This is a genomic window from Cellulosimicrobium composti (assembly GCF_010287905.1).
Lineage (GTDB): Bacteria > Actinomycetota > Actinomycetes > Actinomycetales > Cellulomonadaceae > Cellulosimicrobium > Cellulosimicrobium composti.
In genome coordinates this window covers 144745-162322 of record NZ_JAAFAN010000001.1, presented here as the reverse complement: position 1 = coordinate 162322, position 17578 = coordinate 144745, and the positions used below count along the sequence as shown (strand labels likewise).

At 73.7% G+C, this 17578-nt stretch carries 15 protein-coding genes and 1 pseudogene; 6 read left to right on the top strand and 10 right to left on the bottom strand.

Going from position 1 to position 17578, the window contains the following annotated elements; translation table 11 throughout:
• Positions 1-321: 321 nt before the first annotated feature.
• The 5 genes and pseudogenes from scpB to GYH36_RS00655 all read right to left on the bottom strand — a co-directional run.
• Positions 322-888, bottom strand: a pseudogene (gene scpB / locus GYH36_RS00675) (SMC-Scp complex subunit ScpB); the annotation flags it as partial.
• Between the two features lie 80 nt (positions 889-968).
• On the bottom strand, positions 969-1895 hold the full coding sequence (locus tag GYH36_RS00670; protein ID WP_162288808.1) for a segregation and condensation protein A: 927 nt from the start codon (positions 1893-1895) through the stop codon (positions 969-971).
• Positions 1879-2874 carry a ParA family protein gene (locus tag GYH36_RS00665; RefSeq protein ID WP_231492822.1) on the bottom strand — a complete coding sequence of 332 codons (996 nt, stop codon included), beginning with the start codon at positions 2872-2874 and terminating at the stop codon, positions 1879-1881. Before GYH36_RS00665 ends, GYH36_RS00670 begins: the two co-directional genes overlap by 17 nt.
• A gap of 184 nt (positions 2875-3058) precedes the next feature.
• Positions 3059-4012 (bottom strand): site-specific tyrosine recombinase XerD, encoded by a 954-nt coding sequence (gene xerD / locus GYH36_RS00660; protein WP_155099407.1) that lies wholly within the window; start codon positions 4010-4012, stop codon positions 3059-3061.
• A gap of 30 nt (positions 4013-4042) precedes the next feature.
• Positions 4043-5059: a heme o synthase gene (locus GYH36_RS00655; RefSeq protein WP_312028442.1), complete on the bottom strand. Its 1017-nt coding sequence runs from the start codon at positions 5057-5059 to the stop codon at positions 4043-4045.
• Between the two features lie 348 nt (positions 5060-5407).
• Between GYH36_RS00655 and tkt the strand changes: the two genes are divergently transcribed.
• From tkt to GYH36_RS00625, 6 genes are all read left to right on the top strand, one after another.
• Positions 5408-7570 carry a transketolase gene (gene tkt, locus GYH36_RS00650; protein WP_162288807.1) on the top strand — a complete coding sequence of 721 codons (2163 nt, stop codon included), beginning with the start codon at positions 5408-5410 and terminating at the stop codon, positions 7568-7570.
• Between the two features lie 115 nt (positions 7571-7685).
• Entirely contained in the window at positions 7686-8825 is a 1140-nt protein-coding gene (tal, locus tag GYH36_RS00645) for a transaldolase (RefSeq protein ID WP_162288806.1), read from the top strand.
• Positions 8826-8969: 144 nt separating this feature from the next.
• Positions 8970-10511: a glucose-6-phosphate dehydrogenase gene (gene zwf / locus GYH36_RS00640; RefSeq protein WP_115942612.1), complete on the top strand. Its 1542-nt coding sequence runs from the start codon at positions 8970-8972 to the stop codon at positions 10509-10511.
• A 109-nt stretch (positions 10512-10620) separates the two neighbouring features.
• The gene (opcA, locus tag GYH36_RS00635) at positions 10621-11538 is read left to right on the top strand and encodes a glucose-6-phosphate dehydrogenase assembly protein OpcA (RefSeq protein ID WP_024840237.1); all 918 of its coding nucleotides are present in this window, start codon (positions 10621-10623) and stop codon (positions 11536-11538) included.
• The gene (gene pgl, locus GYH36_RS00630) at positions 11535-12326 is read left to right on the top strand and encodes a 6-phosphogluconolactonase (protein ID WP_162288805.1); all 792 of its coding nucleotides are present in this window, start codon (positions 11535-11537) and stop codon (positions 12324-12326) included. The genes opcA and pgl overlap by 4 nt, the downstream gene beginning before the upstream one ends.
• Positions 12323-13030, top strand: a complete 708-nt coding sequence (locus tag GYH36_RS00625) for an O-methyltransferase (RefSeq protein ID WP_162288804.1) — start codon at positions 12323-12325, stop codon at positions 13028-13030. The genes pgl and GYH36_RS00625 overlap by 4 nt, the downstream gene beginning before the upstream one ends.
• Before the next feature lie 97 nt (positions 13031-13127).
• Here GYH36_RS00625 and GYH36_RS00620 read toward each other — a convergent pair whose 3' ends face one another.
• From GYH36_RS00620 to gap, 5 genes are all read right to left on the bottom strand, one after another.
• Positions 13128-13475: an RNA polymerase-binding protein RbpA gene (locus tag GYH36_RS00620; RefSeq protein ID WP_024840234.1), complete on the bottom strand. Its 348-nt coding sequence runs from the start codon at positions 13473-13475 to the stop codon at positions 13128-13130.
• A gap of 118 nt (positions 13476-13593) precedes the next feature.
• Positions 13594-13836 (bottom strand): preprotein translocase subunit SecG, encoded by a 243-nt coding sequence (gene secG, locus GYH36_RS00615; protein ID WP_024840233.1) that lies wholly within the window; start codon positions 13834-13836, stop codon positions 13594-13596.
• A 207-nt stretch (positions 13837-14043) separates the two neighbouring features.
• Positions 14044-14841, bottom strand: a complete 798-nt coding sequence (gene tpiA, locus GYH36_RS00610) for a triose-phosphate isomerase (RefSeq protein ID WP_024840232.1) — start codon at positions 14839-14841, stop codon at positions 14044-14046.
• A 74-nt stretch (positions 14842-14915) separates the two neighbouring features.
• Positions 14916-16115, bottom strand: coding sequence for a phosphoglycerate kinase (locus GYH36_RS00605; RefSeq protein WP_024840231.1), 1200 nt, complete (start codon positions 16113-16115; stop codon positions 14916-14918).
• A 156-nt stretch (positions 16116-16271) separates the two neighbouring features.
• Entirely contained in the window at positions 16272-17276 is a 1005-nt protein-coding gene (gene gap / locus GYH36_RS00600) for a type I glyceraldehyde-3-phosphate dehydrogenase (RefSeq protein ID WP_024840230.1), read from the bottom strand.
• Positions 17277-17578 lie beyond the last annotated feature (302 nt).

The following is a 17578-nucleotide window of genomic DNA, read 5'->3' as shown; positions in this document are numbered from 1 at the left end:
GCGCACCGCGGCCCGCGGAACCGCCCGCTGCGCCGGAGCCACCGCGGCCTGCGCCCGCGCCGCGGGGCCCGCCGCGACGCGCGTCGCCCGACCCGTCCCGCGGGGCGCGCCCGCGCCCCCCGTCACCAGGCTGGCGTCCGTCTCTCGAGCTCATGCGTGTCCTTCGTCCGTCGGTCCGTGCGTGACGCCGGGCGCCACGTCGTGCAGCAGCGGGGCCGGCGCCGGTGCGCCGCCCTCGTCGTCGGCCGCGTCCTGGGAGGTGCCCGTCGGGGGCGCGGCGGGGCCGTCCCGGCGCACGGGTGCGCGCAGGTCGGCGAGCCCGTCCAGGCCCTCGAGGTCGTCCATGTCCGGCAGGTGCGGCGCGAGCGGGGGCAGCTCGTCGAGCGACGTGAAGCCCATGCGCTCGAGGAAGTAGCCCGTGGTGCCGAACAGGCCGGCGCCGGTGTGCGGGTCCTGACCGACCTCGGCCACGAGCCCGCGCGCCACGAGAGTGCGCACCACGCCGTCCACGTTGACCCCTCGCACCGCCGACACCTGGCCGCGGCTGACCGGTTGACGGTACGCGATGACGGCCAGAGTCTCCAACGCCGCCTGCGTGAGCCGCGCCGTCTGGCCGCCCTGGACGAACCGCCCGACGAGCTCGGCGTGCGCGGGCGCGGAGTACACGCGCCACCCGCCGCCCGCCTCGCGCAGCTCGAACCCGCGGGGACGGCCGCCGTCGTCGCCCCGGTACTCCGCGGCGAGGTCGTGCAGCGCGTCGAGCACCGCGTCGACCGGGACGGCGAGGGCCGCGGCGAGCTCGACCGCCGGGACGGGCTCGTCCGCGACCATGAGCACGGCCTCGAGCGCGGACGGCAGTCCGCCCGGCAGGTCGTGCACGTCGGGCACGGCGGCCTCGGGGCTCGCACCGGGCTCGGCACCGCCCGGCCCGGCGAGGGTCGGGGCGCCGGTCGGGGCGTCGGGCTGCGTCACGCGGGGACCTCCTGGTCGGTGGGCTCGAGGGCGCCCGGCGCGACGTCGTCGCCCTCGTCGAACTCGGTGCCGACGTCCGCGAGCGCCGGCTCGGGCGCGTCGTCGTCGCCCGACCACCGCACCGTGAGCTCGCCGAGCGGCGTCACCTGGTCGAACGCGACGAGCGCCTGGCGGAACAGCTCGAGCAGCGCGAGGAAGCGCGCGACGACCACCGCGGTCTCCCCCGCGTCCGCGACGAGGGCGCGGAACGTCGTCGTGCCGTGGCTGCGCACGCGGTCGACGACGATGCCCGCCTGCTCGCGCACGCTCACCGCGGGCGCGTGCAGGTGGTCGAGCGAGACGCCGGGCGGGGGCGCCTTCGGGGCGAGCGCGCGTGCGGCGAGCGCCGCGAGCTGGTCGGGACCCATGGTCCACACGAGCTCGGGCAGCAGCGCGGCGAGGTGCGGCTCGAGCTGCACGACGCGCGGGAAGCGGCGCCCCGCGCTCTCGAACCGCTCCGCGAGGACGCCCGAGACGTCCTTGTACGCGCGGTACTGGAGCAGCCGGGCGAACAGCAGGTCGCGCGCCTCCAGCAGCGCGAGGTCCTCGTCGTCCTCGACGCTGCCCGTGGGCAGCAGGCGCGCGGCCTTGAGGTCGAGGAGCGTCGCGGCGACGACGAGGAACTCGCTCGCCGTCCCGAGGTCCCACCCGGGGTGGTCCTCCCCCGCGGCCCTCGCCGCGGCCGCGGCGCGCTCCGCCTCGCGGATGTACGCGATGAAGTCGTCCGTCACGCGCGCGAGCGCGACCTCGGTGATGTCGAGCTTGTGCTTGGTGATGAGCGACAGCAGCAGGTCGAACGGGCCGCTGAAGTTGTCGAGCCGGACCTCGAACCCGGTCCGCGCGGGCGGCTCCGTGGGTGGCGGCGGCTCAGGCGGCGTCGCCACGGGCGACCAGCTCCCGCGCGAGCTGCCGGTACGCGACGGCGCCGGGGTGGGTCGGCGCGTAGACGGTGATGGGCTCGGCCGCGACGGACGCGTCCGGGAACTTCACGGTGCGCCCGATCACGGTCTGCAGCAGCTTGTCGCCGAACGCCTCGTGCACGCGCGCCACGACCTCGCGCGAGTGGAGCGTGCGCGAGTCGAACATCGTCGCGAGGATGCCGTCGACGTCGAGGCGCGGGTTGAGCCGGTCGCGCACCTTCTCGATCGTCTCGACGAGCAGCGCGACGCCGCGCAGAGCGAAGAACTCGCACTCGAGCGGGATGAGCACGCCGTGCGCGGCGGTCAGGGCGTTGACCGTGAGCAGGCCGAGCGACGGCTGGCAGTCGACGAGGATCACGTCGTAGTCGTCGACGACGGGACGCAGCACGCGCGACAGCACGGACTCGCGCGCGACCTCGCCGACGAGCTGGACCTCCGCGGCCGACAGGTCGATGTTGGCCGGCAGCAGGTCGAGGTTCTCCACGTCCGTGGGGACGAGGACGTCGTGGATGTCCGCCCCGCGCTCCATGAGCAGGTTGTAGACCGTGCGGTCGAGCTCGTGCGGGTTGACGCCGAGGCCGACGGACGCCGCCCCCTGCGGGTCGAAGTCGACGAGCAGCACCTTGCGGCCGTACTCGGCGAGCGCGGCGCCGAGGTTGATCGTCGTCGTCGTCTTGCCGACGCCGCCCTTCTGGTTGCACATCGCGATGATGCGGCCCGGGCCGTGCACCGCGAGCGGCGCGGGCTCGGGGAACTCGGGCAGCGGGCGGCCGACGACGTCCACGCGAGCCGGCGCGGCCTCGTGGCTCGCGCCGTTCGACGCGCTCCCGGGGGTCGCGCCGTCGCCCGGTCGGGGCGTCTCGGGGACGAGGGGACGGACGGCGTCGCCGTGCGAGCTGGGCGCGCCGCGCATCTCGGGCTGGGTCTCGGCCTGGCTGCTCACGTCCGCCACGGTATCGCAGGACCTCGTCGCCGCTCGTGCGCACGCGCCCGCGCGCCGCGTTCCCGCCCGGAGCCCTCCGGGTCGCCGTCAGGTCGCCGTCGGGCATGCGGCCGAGCTCCGTCGTCGCCCGCGACGGCGGCTCGCGACGGCTGCGGCCCGCGACGGCTGCGGCCGACCGCCGTCGTCAGCCCAGCGCGCGGGGGTGCGCGGCCGCGTAGACCTCGCGCAGGGTGTCCGGCGTGACGAGCGTGTAGATCTGGGTCGTCGTGACCGAGGCGTGGCCCAGCAGCTCCTGGACCACGCGCACGTCCGCCCCGCCCGCGAGCAGGTGCGTCGCGAACGAGTGCCGCAGCGTGTGCGGTGAGATCCGCTCCGGGTGCTCGATCCCCGCGCGCTCCGCCGCGGTGCGCAGCACCGCCCACGCGCTCTGCCGGGACAGCCGGGCCCCGCGCGTGTTGAGGAACACGGCGGGCGTGCCGCGGCCCTGCGCCGCGAGCCCGGGACGCCCGCGCACGAGGTAGGCGTCGAGCGCGCGGCGCGCGAACGACCCGACCGGCACGACGCGCTCCTTGCTGCCCTTGCCGAGCAGACGGACGGCACCGCCCTCGAGGTCGAGGTCGTCGACGTCGAGGCTCACGGCCTCGCTGATGCGCGCGCCGGTCGAGTACACGAGCTCGAGGAGCGCGCGGTCGCGCAGGGGCGCGGGACCGTCGCCGAGCCCGGCGGCGTCGAGGATGCGCGCGACCTCGTCCGTGGAGATCGCCTTCGGCAGGCGCCGGCCCTGGGCCGGGGGGCGCACGTCGGCCGAGACGTCGCCGTCGGCGAGGCCCTCGGCCGCGCAGAAGCGGTGCCAGCCGCGCACGGCGGCGACCGAGCGCGCGGTGGACGACGGCGACAGGCTCGCCCCGCCGTCGGCGCCCGTGCGCAGCGCGGCGACGTAGTCGGCGACGTCGTCCGGCTCGACGTCGCGCACGGCGTGGTTCCCGCGCGACGCGAGGAACGCGACGTAGCGCGCGAGGTCGCGACGGTAGGCCGCGACCGTGTTGGCGGACAGCCCGCGCTCGACCGCGAGGTGCGCGAGGTACTCGCGCGCGGCGCGGTCCAGCGCCTCGGGCACGTGCGCCTCGCCGCCGCTCATCGCCTCACTGCCCTCCCGGCACCACGGGGCTCACAGGGGCAGGAAGACGTCGACCGCCACGGCGACGAACAGCAGCGTGAGGTACGTGATCGACGCGTGGAAGACCTTCATCTCCCCCACCTTGCCGCCGTTGCCGTCCGCCTTGACGCGCGCGCGGCGCAGCATCGTCAGGCACGACGCGAGGAACCACGCGCCCAGCGCCGTCGCGACGACGCCGTACACCCACGTCATCTGGGCGAGCGGCCACAGCGCGAGCGACGACGCGATCATCGCGACGCTGTACACGACCATCTCGACCGCCACCCGGCGGTCGTCGGCGACGACGGGCAGCATCGGCACGCCCGCGTTGGCGTAGTCGCGCTTGAACTTCATCGACAGCGGCCAGTAGTGCGGCGGCGTCCAGAAGAAGATGACGAGGAACAGGGCGAGCGCCGCCCAGCTCAGGGAGCCCGTGACCGCCGACCAGCCGATGAGCACCGGCATGCAGCCCGCGATGCCGCCCCACACGATGTTCTGCGGCGTGCGGCGCTTGAGGATCATCGTGTAGCCGACGACGTAGATCGCGATCGCGGCGAACGTCAGCCACGCCGACACGACGTTGACGAGCAGCGCGAACCACACGAGGGACACGACGCCGAGGACGGTCGCGAACACGAGCGCGGCCCGCGGCGACACCTCGCCCGTGACGAGCGGGCGCCGCTTGGTGCGGTTCATGACCTGGTCGATGTCGCGGTCGAGGTAGCAGTTGTAGACGTTGGCCGACGCGGCGGCGAGCGTCCCGCCCACGAGCGTCGCGAGGATGAGCCCGAGGCCCGGCAGCCCGCCCTGCGCCAGGATCATCGTCGGCACCGTCGTGACGAGCAGGAGCTCGATGATGCGCGGCTTGGTCAGGGCGACGTAGGCACCCACCCGCTCGCGCAGGGCGACGGTCGCGCGCGCGGCCTCACGCGCGGGCGCGGCGCCGGTCGCGGGGGCGTCCTGGGGGGTCGGCACGGCGCTCGACGGGCTTCCGGTCCCGTCGATCGGTGCCTGGCTCGTGGTGTGCACGCGCTTCGGTGTTCCGTTCTGAGGTGGGGGCGAGCTGGGACGGACCGCCGGTCGTCCTCGCTCATCGTACGTCCCCACCTGCGCCGGGGCCGACCCGACCGGCCGGGCGATTGTGTGACATCCGACCGAAATCCAGCACGTGGGCACCCCCGGGCGAGAACGGCGACCCCGTATACGCTGGGTGTGCAGCCGTCCCTGCGTCGTTCCGCCCGTCGTGCCGTTGGGCGCCGGGCGACGCGACCGGCCCCGGCCCGACGCCGCTGCGGCGCGAGCCCGGGAATAGTTCAACGGTTGCTTCGAGTTGTCGCGAGGATCCGGGGCGCGCGCTCCGGACGGGAATGAGGTTCGGTGAACGCGTTGTCCCCTGCTCACACGCCCCTGGACTGGACGGACCTGGACGACCGGGCCGTCAAGACGATCAAGGCGCTCGCCGCCGACGCCGTGGAGAAGGTGGGCAACGGCCACCCGGGCACCGCGATCTCGCTGGCGCCGGCCGCCTACCTGCTGTTCCAGAAGGTCATGCGCCACGACCCGTCGGACGACCAGTGGGTCGGCCGCGACCGGTTCGTGCTCTCCGCGGGTCACTCGTCGCTGACGATCTACCTCCAGCTCTTCCTGGCCGGGTACGGCCTGGAGATGGAGGACATCGCGGCGCTGCGCACCTGGGGCTCCAAGACCCCGGGCCACCCCGAGTACAAGCACACCCGCGGCGTCGAGATCACGACCGGCCCGCTCGGCCAGGGCCTCGCGTCCGCGGTCGGCATGGCCTTCGCGGCCCGCCGCGAGCGCGGCCTGCTCGACCCGTCGACCGCCCCGGGCGAGTCGCCGTTCGACCACCACGTCTTCGTCATCGCGTCCGACGGCGACCTGCAGGAGGGCGTGACGAGCGAGGCGTCCTCGCTCGCCGGCCACCAGCAGCTCGGCAACCTCGTCGTCATCTGGGACGACAACAAGATCTCCATCGAGGACGACACGGACATCGCGTTCACCGAGGACGTCCTCGCGCGCTACGCGGCGTACGGCTGGCACACCCAGCGGGTCGACTGGACGAACGGCGGCACCGGGTACGCCGAGGACGTCGACGCGCTGCACGCCGCCGTCGAGGCCGCCAAGGCCGAGACCGGCAAGCCGTCGATCATCGCCCTGCGCACGATCATCGGCTACCCGTCGCCCACCAAGCAGAACACGGGCGGCATCCACGGCTCCGCGATGGGCGCCGAGGAGATCCGCGGCCTGAAGATCGAGCTCGGTCTCGACCCCGACGCGACCTTCGCGATCGACGACGACGTGCTCGCGTACACGCGCGCCGTCGGCGAGCGCCAGGGCGTGGCCCGCGCCGCGTGGGACACCGCGTTCGAGGCGTGGAGGACCGCCAACCCGTCCGGCGCCGAGCTCCTCTCGCGCCTCGAGAAGCGCGAGCTCCCCGCGGGCTGGGAGGACGCCCTCCCCACGTTCGAGCCGGGCAAGGCCGTCGCGACCCGCTCCGCGTCCGGCAAGGTGCTCACGGCCCTCAAGGACGTGCTGCCCGAGCTCTGGGGCGGCTCCGCCGACCTCGCGGGCTCCAACAACACGACGATGGACGGCGAGCCGTCGTTCGTGCCCGTCGAGCACGCCACGAAGAAGTTCCCCGGCCACGAGTACGGCCGCACGCTGCACTTCGGCATCCGCGAGCACGCGATGGGCGCGATCCTCAACGGGATCGTGCTGCACGGCGGCACGCGCGCCTACGGCGGCACGTTCCTGCAGTTCAGCGACTACATGCGCCCCGCGGTGCGCCTCGCGGCCCTCATGGAGATCCCGACGACGTTCGTGTGGACGCACGACTCGATCGGCCTCGGCGAGGACGGCCCGACCCACCAGCCGGTCGAGCACCTCGCGGCGCTGCGCGCCATCCCGGGTCTCGACGTCGTCCGACCGGCCGACGCCAACGAGACCGCGTGGGCCTGGCGCACGGTGCTCGAGAACACCGAGCGCCCCGCCGGCATCGTCCTCACGCGCCAGAACGTCCCGACGTTCCCGCGCGGGACCGACGGCTACGCCGACGCGTCCGGCACCGCGCGCGGCGGGTACGTGCTCCTCGACACGGAGGGCACGCCCGACGTCATCCTCATCGGCACGGGCTCCGAGGTGCAGCTCGCCGTCGAGGCGCGCGAGATCCTCGCCGCCGAGGGCGTGCAGGCGCGCGTCGTGTCCCTGCCGAGCCGCGAGTGGTTCGACGGGCAGGACGACGCCTACCGCGAGTCCGTCCTGCCGTCCGGCGTCCGTGCGCGCGTGTCCGTCGAGGCGGGCGTCGCGCAGGGCTGGCGCGAGCTCGTCGGCGACGCCGGCCGCACGGTGAGCCTCGAGCACTACGGTGCGTCGGCCGACTACCAGGTGCTGTACCGCGAGTTCGGCATCACGTCCGAGGCCGTCGCGGCGGCGGCGCGCGAGTCGATCGCGGCCGCCCGTGGCGGCGACGCCCCGGGCGCCGCGGCCTCCCCGTCGGAGGGCGGCACTGGCGACCAGCTCTGACCCTTCGTAGATTCCGAGGTGGGGCCGCGTGCGGCCCCACCTCGGGACGGTCCGGGTCGGGTCGCACGGCCCGGGCAGCACGTCCGCAGCGAGAGCACCACCGAGAGGAAGTCCGATGACGCAGTCCACCGCGGTCCCCGGCCCCATCGAGCAGCTCACGGGAGCGGGCGTGTCGATCTGGCTCGACGACCTCTCCCGAGAACGGCTGCGCTCGGGCAACCTCGCCGAGCTCGTCGCGACGCGCGGCGTCGTCGGCGTCACGACGAACCCCACGATCTTCGCCGCGGCCGTCGCGAAGGGCGACGCGTACGACGCGCAGCTCGCCGACCTCGCGGCCGCGGGCACCGACGACGCGGCCGTCGAGGCCGCCGTCGAGAGCATCACGACGGACGACGTGCGGGCCGCCGCCGACCTCCTGCGCCCCGTGTACGACGCCACGGACGGCGTCGACGGGCGCGTGTCGATCGAGGTGGACCCGCGCCTCGCGCACGACGCGGACGCGACCGTGGAGACCGCCGAGCGCCTGTGGCGCACGATCGACCGGCCCAACGTCTTCATCAAGATCCCCGCGACCGTCGAGGGCCTCGACGCGATCACGCGCACCCTCGCGCAGGGCATCAGCGTCAACGTCACGCTCATCTTCTCGCTCGCGCGCTACCGCGCGGTCATGGACGCCTTCGCCGCCGGCCTGGAGCAGGCCCGCGCGGCCGGGACCGACCTCGCGCCGATCGGATCCGTCGCGTCGTTCTTCGTCTCGCGCGTCGACACCGCGGTGGACGCGGCGCTGGAGAAGGTCGGCACGCCGGAGGCGCTCGACCTGCGCGGCCAGGCCGCGGTCGCCAACGCCCGGCTCGCGTTCGAGGCGTACGAGGAGTTCCGCCAGACCGACCGGTGGCGCTCGCTCGCCGCCGCCGGCGCGCACCCGCAGCGGCCTTTGTGGGCGTCCACGGGCGTGAAGAACCCGGAGTACCGCGACACCCTCTACGTCGACGAGCTCGTCACGGACGGCGTCGTGAACACCATGCCCGAGTCGACGCTCCAGGCGTTCGCGGACCACGGCGTCGTGACGGGCGACACCGTCACGGGCACCGCCGCCGCGTCCCGCCGCACGATCGAGACCGTCGAGTCGTTCGGCGTGTCGCTCGTCGAGGTCACCGACCGCCTCGAGGCCGAGGGCGTGCGCAAGTTCGAGGACAGCTGGACCGAGCTCCTCGACACGACGCGCGACAACCTGCGCCGGCTCGCCTCCTCCTGACCGACGGCGCGCGGCCGCCGACGCGGCCGCGCGTCCGACCTGCGGGAACGGCGGCGGACGCCCCGGCGGCGCCCCTATGATCCGCAGACGCCCCTGACCCTCTGCAGTCCTCCGACCCCTCCCCGAACGGAACGGTGCCCCCAGGTGAGACCGGCCAAGATCACGCCAGAGCACAACCCTCTGCGCGACCCCCTCGACCTGCGCCTGCCCCGGATCGCGGGCCCCTGCGGGCTCGTCATCTTCGGCGTCACGGGCGACCTCGCCCGCAAGAAGCTCATGCCCGCGGTGTACGACCTCGCCAACCGCGGTCTGCTCCCCCCGGGCTTCGCGCTGACGGGCTTCGCGCGCCGTGACTGGGAGGACCAGGACTTCGCCCAGGTCGTGCACGACGCGGTGAAGGAGCACGCGCGCACGCCGTTCCGCGAGGCGACGTGGCGCCAGCTCGCCGAGGGCATCCGCTTCGTCCAGGGCTCCTTCGACGACGACGAGGCGTTCGAGCGCCTGCGCGAGACGGTCGAGACCCTGGACGCCGAGCGCGGCACGGGCGGCAACCACGCGTTCTACCTGTCGGTCCCGCCGAGCGCGTTCCCCGTCGTGTGCCGCCAGCTCGCCGAGTCGGGGCTGTCCCGCTCGGCGGAGGACGCGTGGCGCCGCGTGGTCATCGAGAAGCCGTTCGGCCACGACCTCGCGAGCGCGCGGGAGCTCGACGCCGTCGTGTCGGAGGTCTTCCCGCCCGACTCGGTCTTCCGCATCGACCACTACCTCGGCAAGGAGACGGTCCAGAACCTCCTCGCCCTGCGCTTCGCGAACCAGATGTTCGAGCCCATCTGGAACGCGAACTACGTCGACCACGTGCAGATCACGATGGCCGAGGACATCGGCATCGGGGGCCGCGCCGGCTACTACGACGGCATCGGCGCCGCGCGCGACGTCATCCAGAACCACCTGCTCCAGCTCCTCGCGCTCGTCGCGATGGAGGAGCCCGTGTCGTTCGACGCGCCGTCGCTGCGCGCCGAGAAGATCAAGGCGCTCTCCGCCGTCCGGCTCCCCCGGGAGCTGTCGCGGCACACCGCGCGCGGGCAGTACGCCGCGGGCTGGCAGGGCGGCGAGGAGGTCATCGGCTTCCTCGACGAGGACGGCATCCCCGCGGACTCGAGGACCGAGACGTACGCGGCGATCCGCGTGGACATCGACAACCGCCGCTGGGCGGGCGTGCCGTTCTACCTGCGCACGGGCAAGCGCCTCGGGCGTCGCGTCACCGAGGTCGCGGTCGTGTTCAAGAAGGCTCCGCACCTGCCGTTCGAGACGTCGCAGGCGTCCGACCTCGGCAACAACGCGCTCGTCATCCGCGTCCAGCCCGACGAGGGCGTGACGATGCGCTTCGGCGCCAAGGTCCCGGGCACCGCGATGGAGGTCCGCGACGTCACGATGGACTTCGGGTACGGGCACGCGTTCACGGAGTCCTCCCCGGAGGCGTACGAGCGGCTCATCCTCGACGTGCTCCTCGGCGACCCGCCGCTGTTCCCCACCCGCGAGGAGGTCGAGCTCTCCTGGAAGATCCTCGACCCCATCACGGCGCACTGGGAGGCGAAGGGCGCGCCCGAGCCGTACCGCTCCGGCACGTGGGGACCGGAGTCCGCCGACGCGATGCTCGCGCGCGACGGCCGCTCGTGGCGGCGCCCGTGACCGCTCTCGGGGCGCCGCCCTCGCGGAGCGCGGCGCTCCTGCCCGACACCCCCCGACCCCGTCGTGCGCGCCGGCGCGGCACGACCCTCCGACCGGCGAGGACCCCGCGATGATCATCGACATGCCCGACACGACGACGAACGCGGTGAACAAGCGCCTCGTGCGCCTGCGGGACGAGGGCGGCGCGATCGCGCTCGGCCGCGTCCTGACGCTCGTCGTCATCGCCCGCGAGTCCGACGTCGAGACCTCGATCGAGGCGGCGAACGACGCGAGCCGCGAGCACCCGTGCCGCGTCATCGTCGTCGCGCCGTCCGGGCGGAGCACGACCCCGCACCTCGACGCCCAGATCCGCGTCGGCGGCGACGCCGGCGCGTCCGAGGTCGTCGTGCTGCGCACGGCGGGCCCGCTGCTCGAGCACGCCGACACGCTCGTCATGCCCCTGCTGCTGCCCGACGCCCCGATCGTCGTGTGGTGGCCGGGGCAGCCGCCCGCCTCGCCCGACGACGACCCGGTCGGCGCGATGGCGCAGCGGCGCATCACGGACTCCATCACCGCCAAGGACCCCGAGGCGACGCTCGCGCAGCTCGCGACGACGTACGGCCCGGGCGACTCGGACCTCGCGTGGGCGCGCGTCACGCTGTGGCGCGGCCTCATCGCCGCCGCGCTCGACCAGCCGCCGTACGAGCCGGTGACGAGCGTCGTCGTCGAGGGCCAGGCGAAGCACACGTCGCTCGACCTGCTCGCCGCGTGGCTCGGGTCGCGCCTGCGGTGCCCGGCGCAGGTCGTGCGACGGCGTGGCGCCGAGGCGATCACGCGCGTCACGCTCGAGCGCAAGAGCGGCCCGATCGTCCTCGACCGCCCCGACGGCCGCATCGTGACCATCAGCCAGCCCGGCAAGCCCGACCGCCGCGTCGCCCTCCCGATCCGCACCCTGAGCGAGGCCCTCATCGAGGAGCTGCGCCGCCTCGACCCGGACGAGATCTACGGCGAGGTGCTCACCAAGGGCCTGCAGAAGGTGGGCGCATGAGCGCCACGCAGCCCAAGGCCCACGCCGCCCACGCGCGCCTCGTCGTCGTGCACCCCGACGCGGGGGTCCTCGCCGAGGCGGTCGCGTCGCGCCTCGTGACGCGGCTCCTCGACGTGCAGTCGGTGCGCCGCCCGGTGCACGTCGTGCTCACGGGCGGCACCGTCGGCATCGCGAGCCTCGCCGCGCTGGCCCGCCACCCCGCGCGCGACGCGGTCGACTGGACCGGCGTGCACCTGTGGTGGGGCGACGAGCGGTTCCTCGCGTCGGGCGACGGCGAGCGCAACGAGACCCAGGCGCGGGACGCGCTGCTCGACCACCTGCCGCAGCTCCCGGCCGAGAACGTGCACCCGATGCCGTCGGCCGACGCCGCGGCCACGCCCGAGGAGTCCGCCGCGGCGTACGCCGCGACGCTCGCCGAGCACGCGCCCGCCGGCGCGGCCGTGCCCGAGTTCGACGTCCTCCTGCTCGGCATGGGGCCGGACGGCCACGTCGCGTCGCTCTTCCCCGGGCACCCCGGCCTCGACGTGCAGGGCGTGCCGACCGCGGGCGTCCACGGCTCCCCCAAGCCGCCGCCCGAGCGCGTGACGCTGACGTTCGAGGCGATCGCCCGGGCACGGCAGGTCTGGGTCGTCGCGGCCGGCGCCGAGAAGGCGCCCGCCGTCGCCGCCGCGCTCGGCGGGGCACCGGCCCGCGAGACGCCCGCCGCGGCGGTCGCCGGCACCGAGCGCACCCTGTGGCTCGTCGACGTGGCGGCCGCGGGCGACCGCGCGGAGGCTGATCCCGCATGACGACCGGCGCGCCCGACGACCTCGCCGGCCCGACCGACCCCGCAGCGACGTGGGACGCGGTCGACGCCTACTTCGGCCCGCTCGTGGGCGAGGACGACGTGCTCGCCGCCGCGTCGGAGCGCGCACGGGCGGCCGGTCTCCCCGAGATCCAGGTCTCGGCCGCGCAGGGCCGTCTCCTGCAGCTCCTCGCGCTCGCCACGGGCGCGCGACGCGTCCTGGAGGTCGGCACGCTCGGCGGGTACTCGACGATCTGGCTCGCCCGCGCGCTCCCGCCGGACGGCGGCACCCTCGTCACGTGCGAGATCGACCCGGCGCACGCGGCCGTGGCACGCGAGTCGCTCGCCGCGGCCGGGCTCTCCGCGGTCGTGGACGTCGTCGTGGGTCCCGCGGCGGACACGCTGCGCCGGCTCGTCGACGAGGGCACGGAGCCGTTCGACCTCGTGTTCGTGGACGCGGACAAGCCGTCGAACCCCGTGTACCTCGACCTCGCGGTCCGGCTCTCGCGGCCCGGCACGCTCGTCGTCGTGGACAACACCGTCCGCGGCGGGGCGGTCGCGGACCCGCGGAGCACCGACCCCAACGTCCTCGGGGTCCGGGAGATGGTCGCGCGCATCGTCGACCACCCGCGCCTCGACGCCACGGCCGTGCAGACCGTCGGCTCCAAGGGCTACGACGGGTTCGTCCTCGCGCGCGTGCGCGGCTGAGCCGCGACGGAACAGCGCGAGTCACGCCTTCCGGGTGCGGCGCGCCCCGGGACTGCCCTCGTCGGTGAGCGGCGGCCCCGTCGTCGGTGAGGGGCGGTCAGACGCCGCGACGGGCGCGCAGCGCGGCGAGCGCCTCGTCGAGGATGGCCACGCCGTCCTCGTCGCTGCGGCGCTCCTTCACGTACGCGAGGTGCGTCTTGTACGGCTCGTTGCGCAGCGGCGTCGGCGGGTTCTCGCGGTCCTGGCCGGCCGGGAAGCCGCACCGCGGGCAGTCCCAGGTCTCCGGAGCCTCGATGTCCGCCTCCGAGGAGAAGCTCGGCCGCGTCTCGTGACCGTTCGCGCACCAGTAGGACACCCAGAAGCGCGGCGCGATCTCGCCGCGCTCGGACTCCCCGAGCGGTCCCGCCCCGACGCGCGACCCGCGGATCGCGTTACCACCTGCCACGTGCTCTCCCCCGTCCGTGCCGTCGTCGGCACTCGCTCTGCCCGTACCGCGCTGGGTCGCGCGGCTGCCCCCCTGCGACTTCCTCGAGCCCTCCCGACGCCCCGTCAGGGCGTGCGGGTCAGCTCACCTTCTGGAGAAGACCCAGGAGCACGATGACGACCGCCCAGACGAGGGCGAAGGCCACGGTGATCCGGTTGAGGTTGCGCTCGGCGACGCCGGAGCTGCCCACCGAGCTCGAGATCCCGCCGCCGAACATGTCGGACAGACCGCCGCCCTTCCCCTTGTGCATGAGCACGAGCAGGGTGAGGAAGGCGCTGGTCAGCACCAGCAGGATCTGGAGGATGATGCGCAGCACGTCCACGAGTACGTCCTTGAGGCTCAGGGCCGGCCCGACCGTTGTCGAGCGCGACCGCACGGTTGTGGTGAGCGGGCGTGACCCGCTGCACAGGGGACAAGAGTAGGCGACGCGAGGCCGCCGCGGCCAACCCCGGCCGCCGGCGTCTCACGTCCGGCCCCGACGGCCCCGGGATCTGCTCCCCGGAGCCGTCGGGCGACGCGTCCGCGGAGGTCAGGCCCCGGTCGCGTGCGACTGGTAGCGCGCGATGCGGGCGAACTCCTCCGGGTCGAGGCTCGCGCCGCCGACGAGCGCGCCGTCGACGTCGGGCTGCGCCATGATCGCGGCGACGTTCGAGGACTTCACCGAGCCGCCGTAGAGGATGCGGGTCGCGTTCGCGAGGTCCGCGTCGTAGAGGTCGCCCAGGGCGCCGCGGATCGCGCCGCAGACCTCCTGCGCGTCCTCGGGCGTCGCGACCTCGCCCGTGCCGATGGCCCACACGGGCTCGTAGGCGATGACGAGCGTCGCGAGCTGCGCGGCGGGGAGACCCGCGAGCGCGCCCTCGACCTGCGCGAGCGTGTAGGGGATCTGCTCGCCCGCCTTGCGGACGTCCAGACCCTCGCCCACGCAGACGATCGGGGCGATGCCCTGACCCACGGCGGCGACGATCTTCTCGTTGACCAGCGCGTCCGTCTCGCCGTGGTACTGGCGGCGCTCGGAGTGGCCGATCGCGACGTAGCTCACGCCGAGCTTGGCGAGCATCGTCGCCGAGATCTCGCCGGTGTACGCGCCCTCGGCGTGCGCCGAGACGTCCTGCGCGCCGTACTTCAGCTCGAGCTTGTCCGCGTCCACGAGGGTCTGCACGGAGCGCAGGTCGGTGAACGGGGGCAGCACGGCCACCTCGACGGCCGCGTAGTCGTGCTTCGCGTCCTTGAGGGTCCACGCGAGCTTCTGCACGGTGTGGGTCGCCTGGTGGTGGTCCAGGTTCATCTTCCAGTTGCCCGCCATGAGCGGGGTGCGGGTGTTCGCCACGGTCCTTCTTCTCTCTGTGGGGCCCGCCCCGCCCCGCAGGAGCGGGGCGGAGCGGGAGGGGTACGGGAGGGGCGTCAGCCCTCGAGGACGGAGATCCCGGGCAGGTCCTTGCCCTCCAGGAACTCGAGGCTCGCGCCGCCGCCGGTCGAGATGTGGCTGAACCCGGCCTCGTCGAAGCCGAGGATGCGCACGGCCGCGGCCGAGTCGCCGCCGCCGACGATGGTGAACGCGCCGTTCGCCGTCGCGTCCACGAGGGCCTGCGCGACGGCGCGCGTGCCGCCCGAGAACGCGTCGAACTCGAACACGCCCGCCGGGCCGTTCCAGACGACGGTCTTCGCGTCCGCGATCTTGCTCGCGAAGAGCTGGGCCGACTCGGGGCCGATGTCGAGGCCGATCTTGTCCGCCGGGATGGCGTCCGCGGCGACGACCTCGTGCGGGGAGTCCGCGGCGAACGAGTCGGCGGCCACGACGTCCGTCGGCAGCACGATCTCGACGCCGTTCTTCTCGGCGTCGGCGAGGTAGCCCTTGACGGTGTCGATCTGGTCCTCCTCGAGGAGGGACTTGCCGACGCCGTAGCCCTTGGCCGCGAGGAACGTGAAGACCATGCCGCCGCCGATGAGCAGGCGGTCCGCCTTGGTGAGCAGGTTCGCGATGACGCCGAGCTTGTCGGACACCTTCGAGCCGCCGAGCACGACGACGTACGGGCGCTCCGGGTCCTCGGTCGCCTTGCGCAGCGAGTCGACCTCCTTGAGGACGAGCTCGCCGACCGCGGCGGGCAGCACCTGCGCGACGTCGTAGACCGACGCCTGCTTGCGGTGCACGACGCCGAAGCCGTCGGAGACGAACACGTCGGCGAGCTCCGCGAGGTCGTGCGCGAGCGCCTGACGCTCGGCGTCGTCCTTGGAGGTCTCGCGCGCGTCGAAGCGGATGTTCTCCAGCAGCGCGACCTCGCCCTCGCCGAGCGCGGCGACGGTCTCGCGCGCGGACTCGCCCACGACGTCCTGCGCGAGGTGCACGGGGACGCCGAGCAGCTCCCCGAGGCGCGCGGCGACGGGCGCGAGCGAGTACTTCGCGTCCGGCTCGCCCTTGGGGCGACCGAGGTGCGCGGTGACGACGACCTTCGCACCGGCGTCGGTGAGCTTCTTCAGCGTGGGCAGCGCGGCGCGGATGCGCCCGTCGTCCGTGATGGTCGTCCCGTCGAGCGGGACGTTGAAGTCGGAGCGGACCAGGACGCGCTTGCCGCGCAGGTCGCCCAGGGAGTCGATGGTCTTCATGCGGTCTCCTACGGTTCGGTCGCCGTCGTGCGGGCCCGTGCCGGGGGCCGGCCGTGCCCGCACATGAGGACGTCCGCGTGCGCGTCACCGGGCGGTGCCGGGACGCGCACGCGGACGCATGGTGCTACGCAGGGTCGGGCTGCGTCAGCGGGTGTCTCAGAGCTTGTCGCCGACGAGCTGCGTGAGCGCGACGAGGCTGTTCGAGTAGCCCCACTCGTTGTCGTACCAGGAGACGACCTTGACCTGGTCGCCGATCACCTTGGTGAGCTTCGAGTCGAAGATGCTCTGGTGCGGGTTCGTGACGATGTCGCTCGAGACGATCTCGTCGTCGACGTACTCGAGGATGCCCTTGAGCGGGCCCTCGGCGGCGGCCTTGAGCGCGGCGTTGACCTCCTCGACCGTGACCTCGCGCGAGGCGGTGAAGGTGAGGTCCGTCGCCGAGCCCGTGATGACCGGCACGCGGAGCGCGTAGCCGTCGAGCTTGCCCTTGAGCTCCGGGAGCACGAGCGACACGGCCTTGGCGGCACCCGTCGACGTCGGGACGATGTTCTGCGCGGCGGCGCGGGCGCGACGCAGGTCGCGGTGCGGGCCGTCCTGCAGGTTCTGGTCGCCCGTGTAGGCGTGGATCGTGGTCATGAGACCACGCTCGATGCCGATCGAGTCGTTGAGCGCCTTCGCCAGCGGCGCGAGGCAGTTCGTGGTGCACGACGCGTTCGAGATGATGTGGTGCGCGGCCGGGTCGTACTGGTCCGAGTTCACGCCCATGACGAACGTGGCGTCCTCGTTCTTGGCCGGGGCCGAGATGATGACCTTCTTGGCACCGGCGTCGATGTGCGCCTTGGCCTTGGTCGCGTCGGTGAAGAAGCCGGTCGACTCGATGACGATGTCGGCGCCCAGCTCGCCCCAGGGGAGGTTCGCGGGGTCGCGCTCGGCGAGGGCACGGATCTTGACGCCGTCGACGATGATGTTCTCGTCGTCGAAGTCCACGCTCTTGGGGAAGCGGCCCAGCACCGTGTCGTACTTGAGCAGGTGCGCGAGCGTCTTGTTGTCCGTGAGGTCGTTGACGCCCACGATCTCGATGTCGGCGCCCGACTCGACGATGGCGCGGTAGAAGTTCCGTCCGATACGACCGAAGCCGTTGATACCGACGCGGATGGTCACAATGCCCTCCTCAGGGCGCGCCGGTTGTCCCGACGCACACGGTTGATGCCGAACGATCACGTACGCCGTCGTACGCAGGTGGTGATGGCGTTCGTGCCCCGCTGCCCGGATCCCGGCACAGCACCCTCCGTGCCCGCGGGATCGTCACGGCGACAGCCGGGACCACCCACGCCCACGAGGGGTGTCAGCGAAGGAGCACGTCGTTGTCACCTGACGCATCCGAGCCTATACCAACACCACGCCAGCATGTGACCTGGATCCCACGCCTCGGGACCATCGTCCCGCCGGTGCGTGACGTCCAG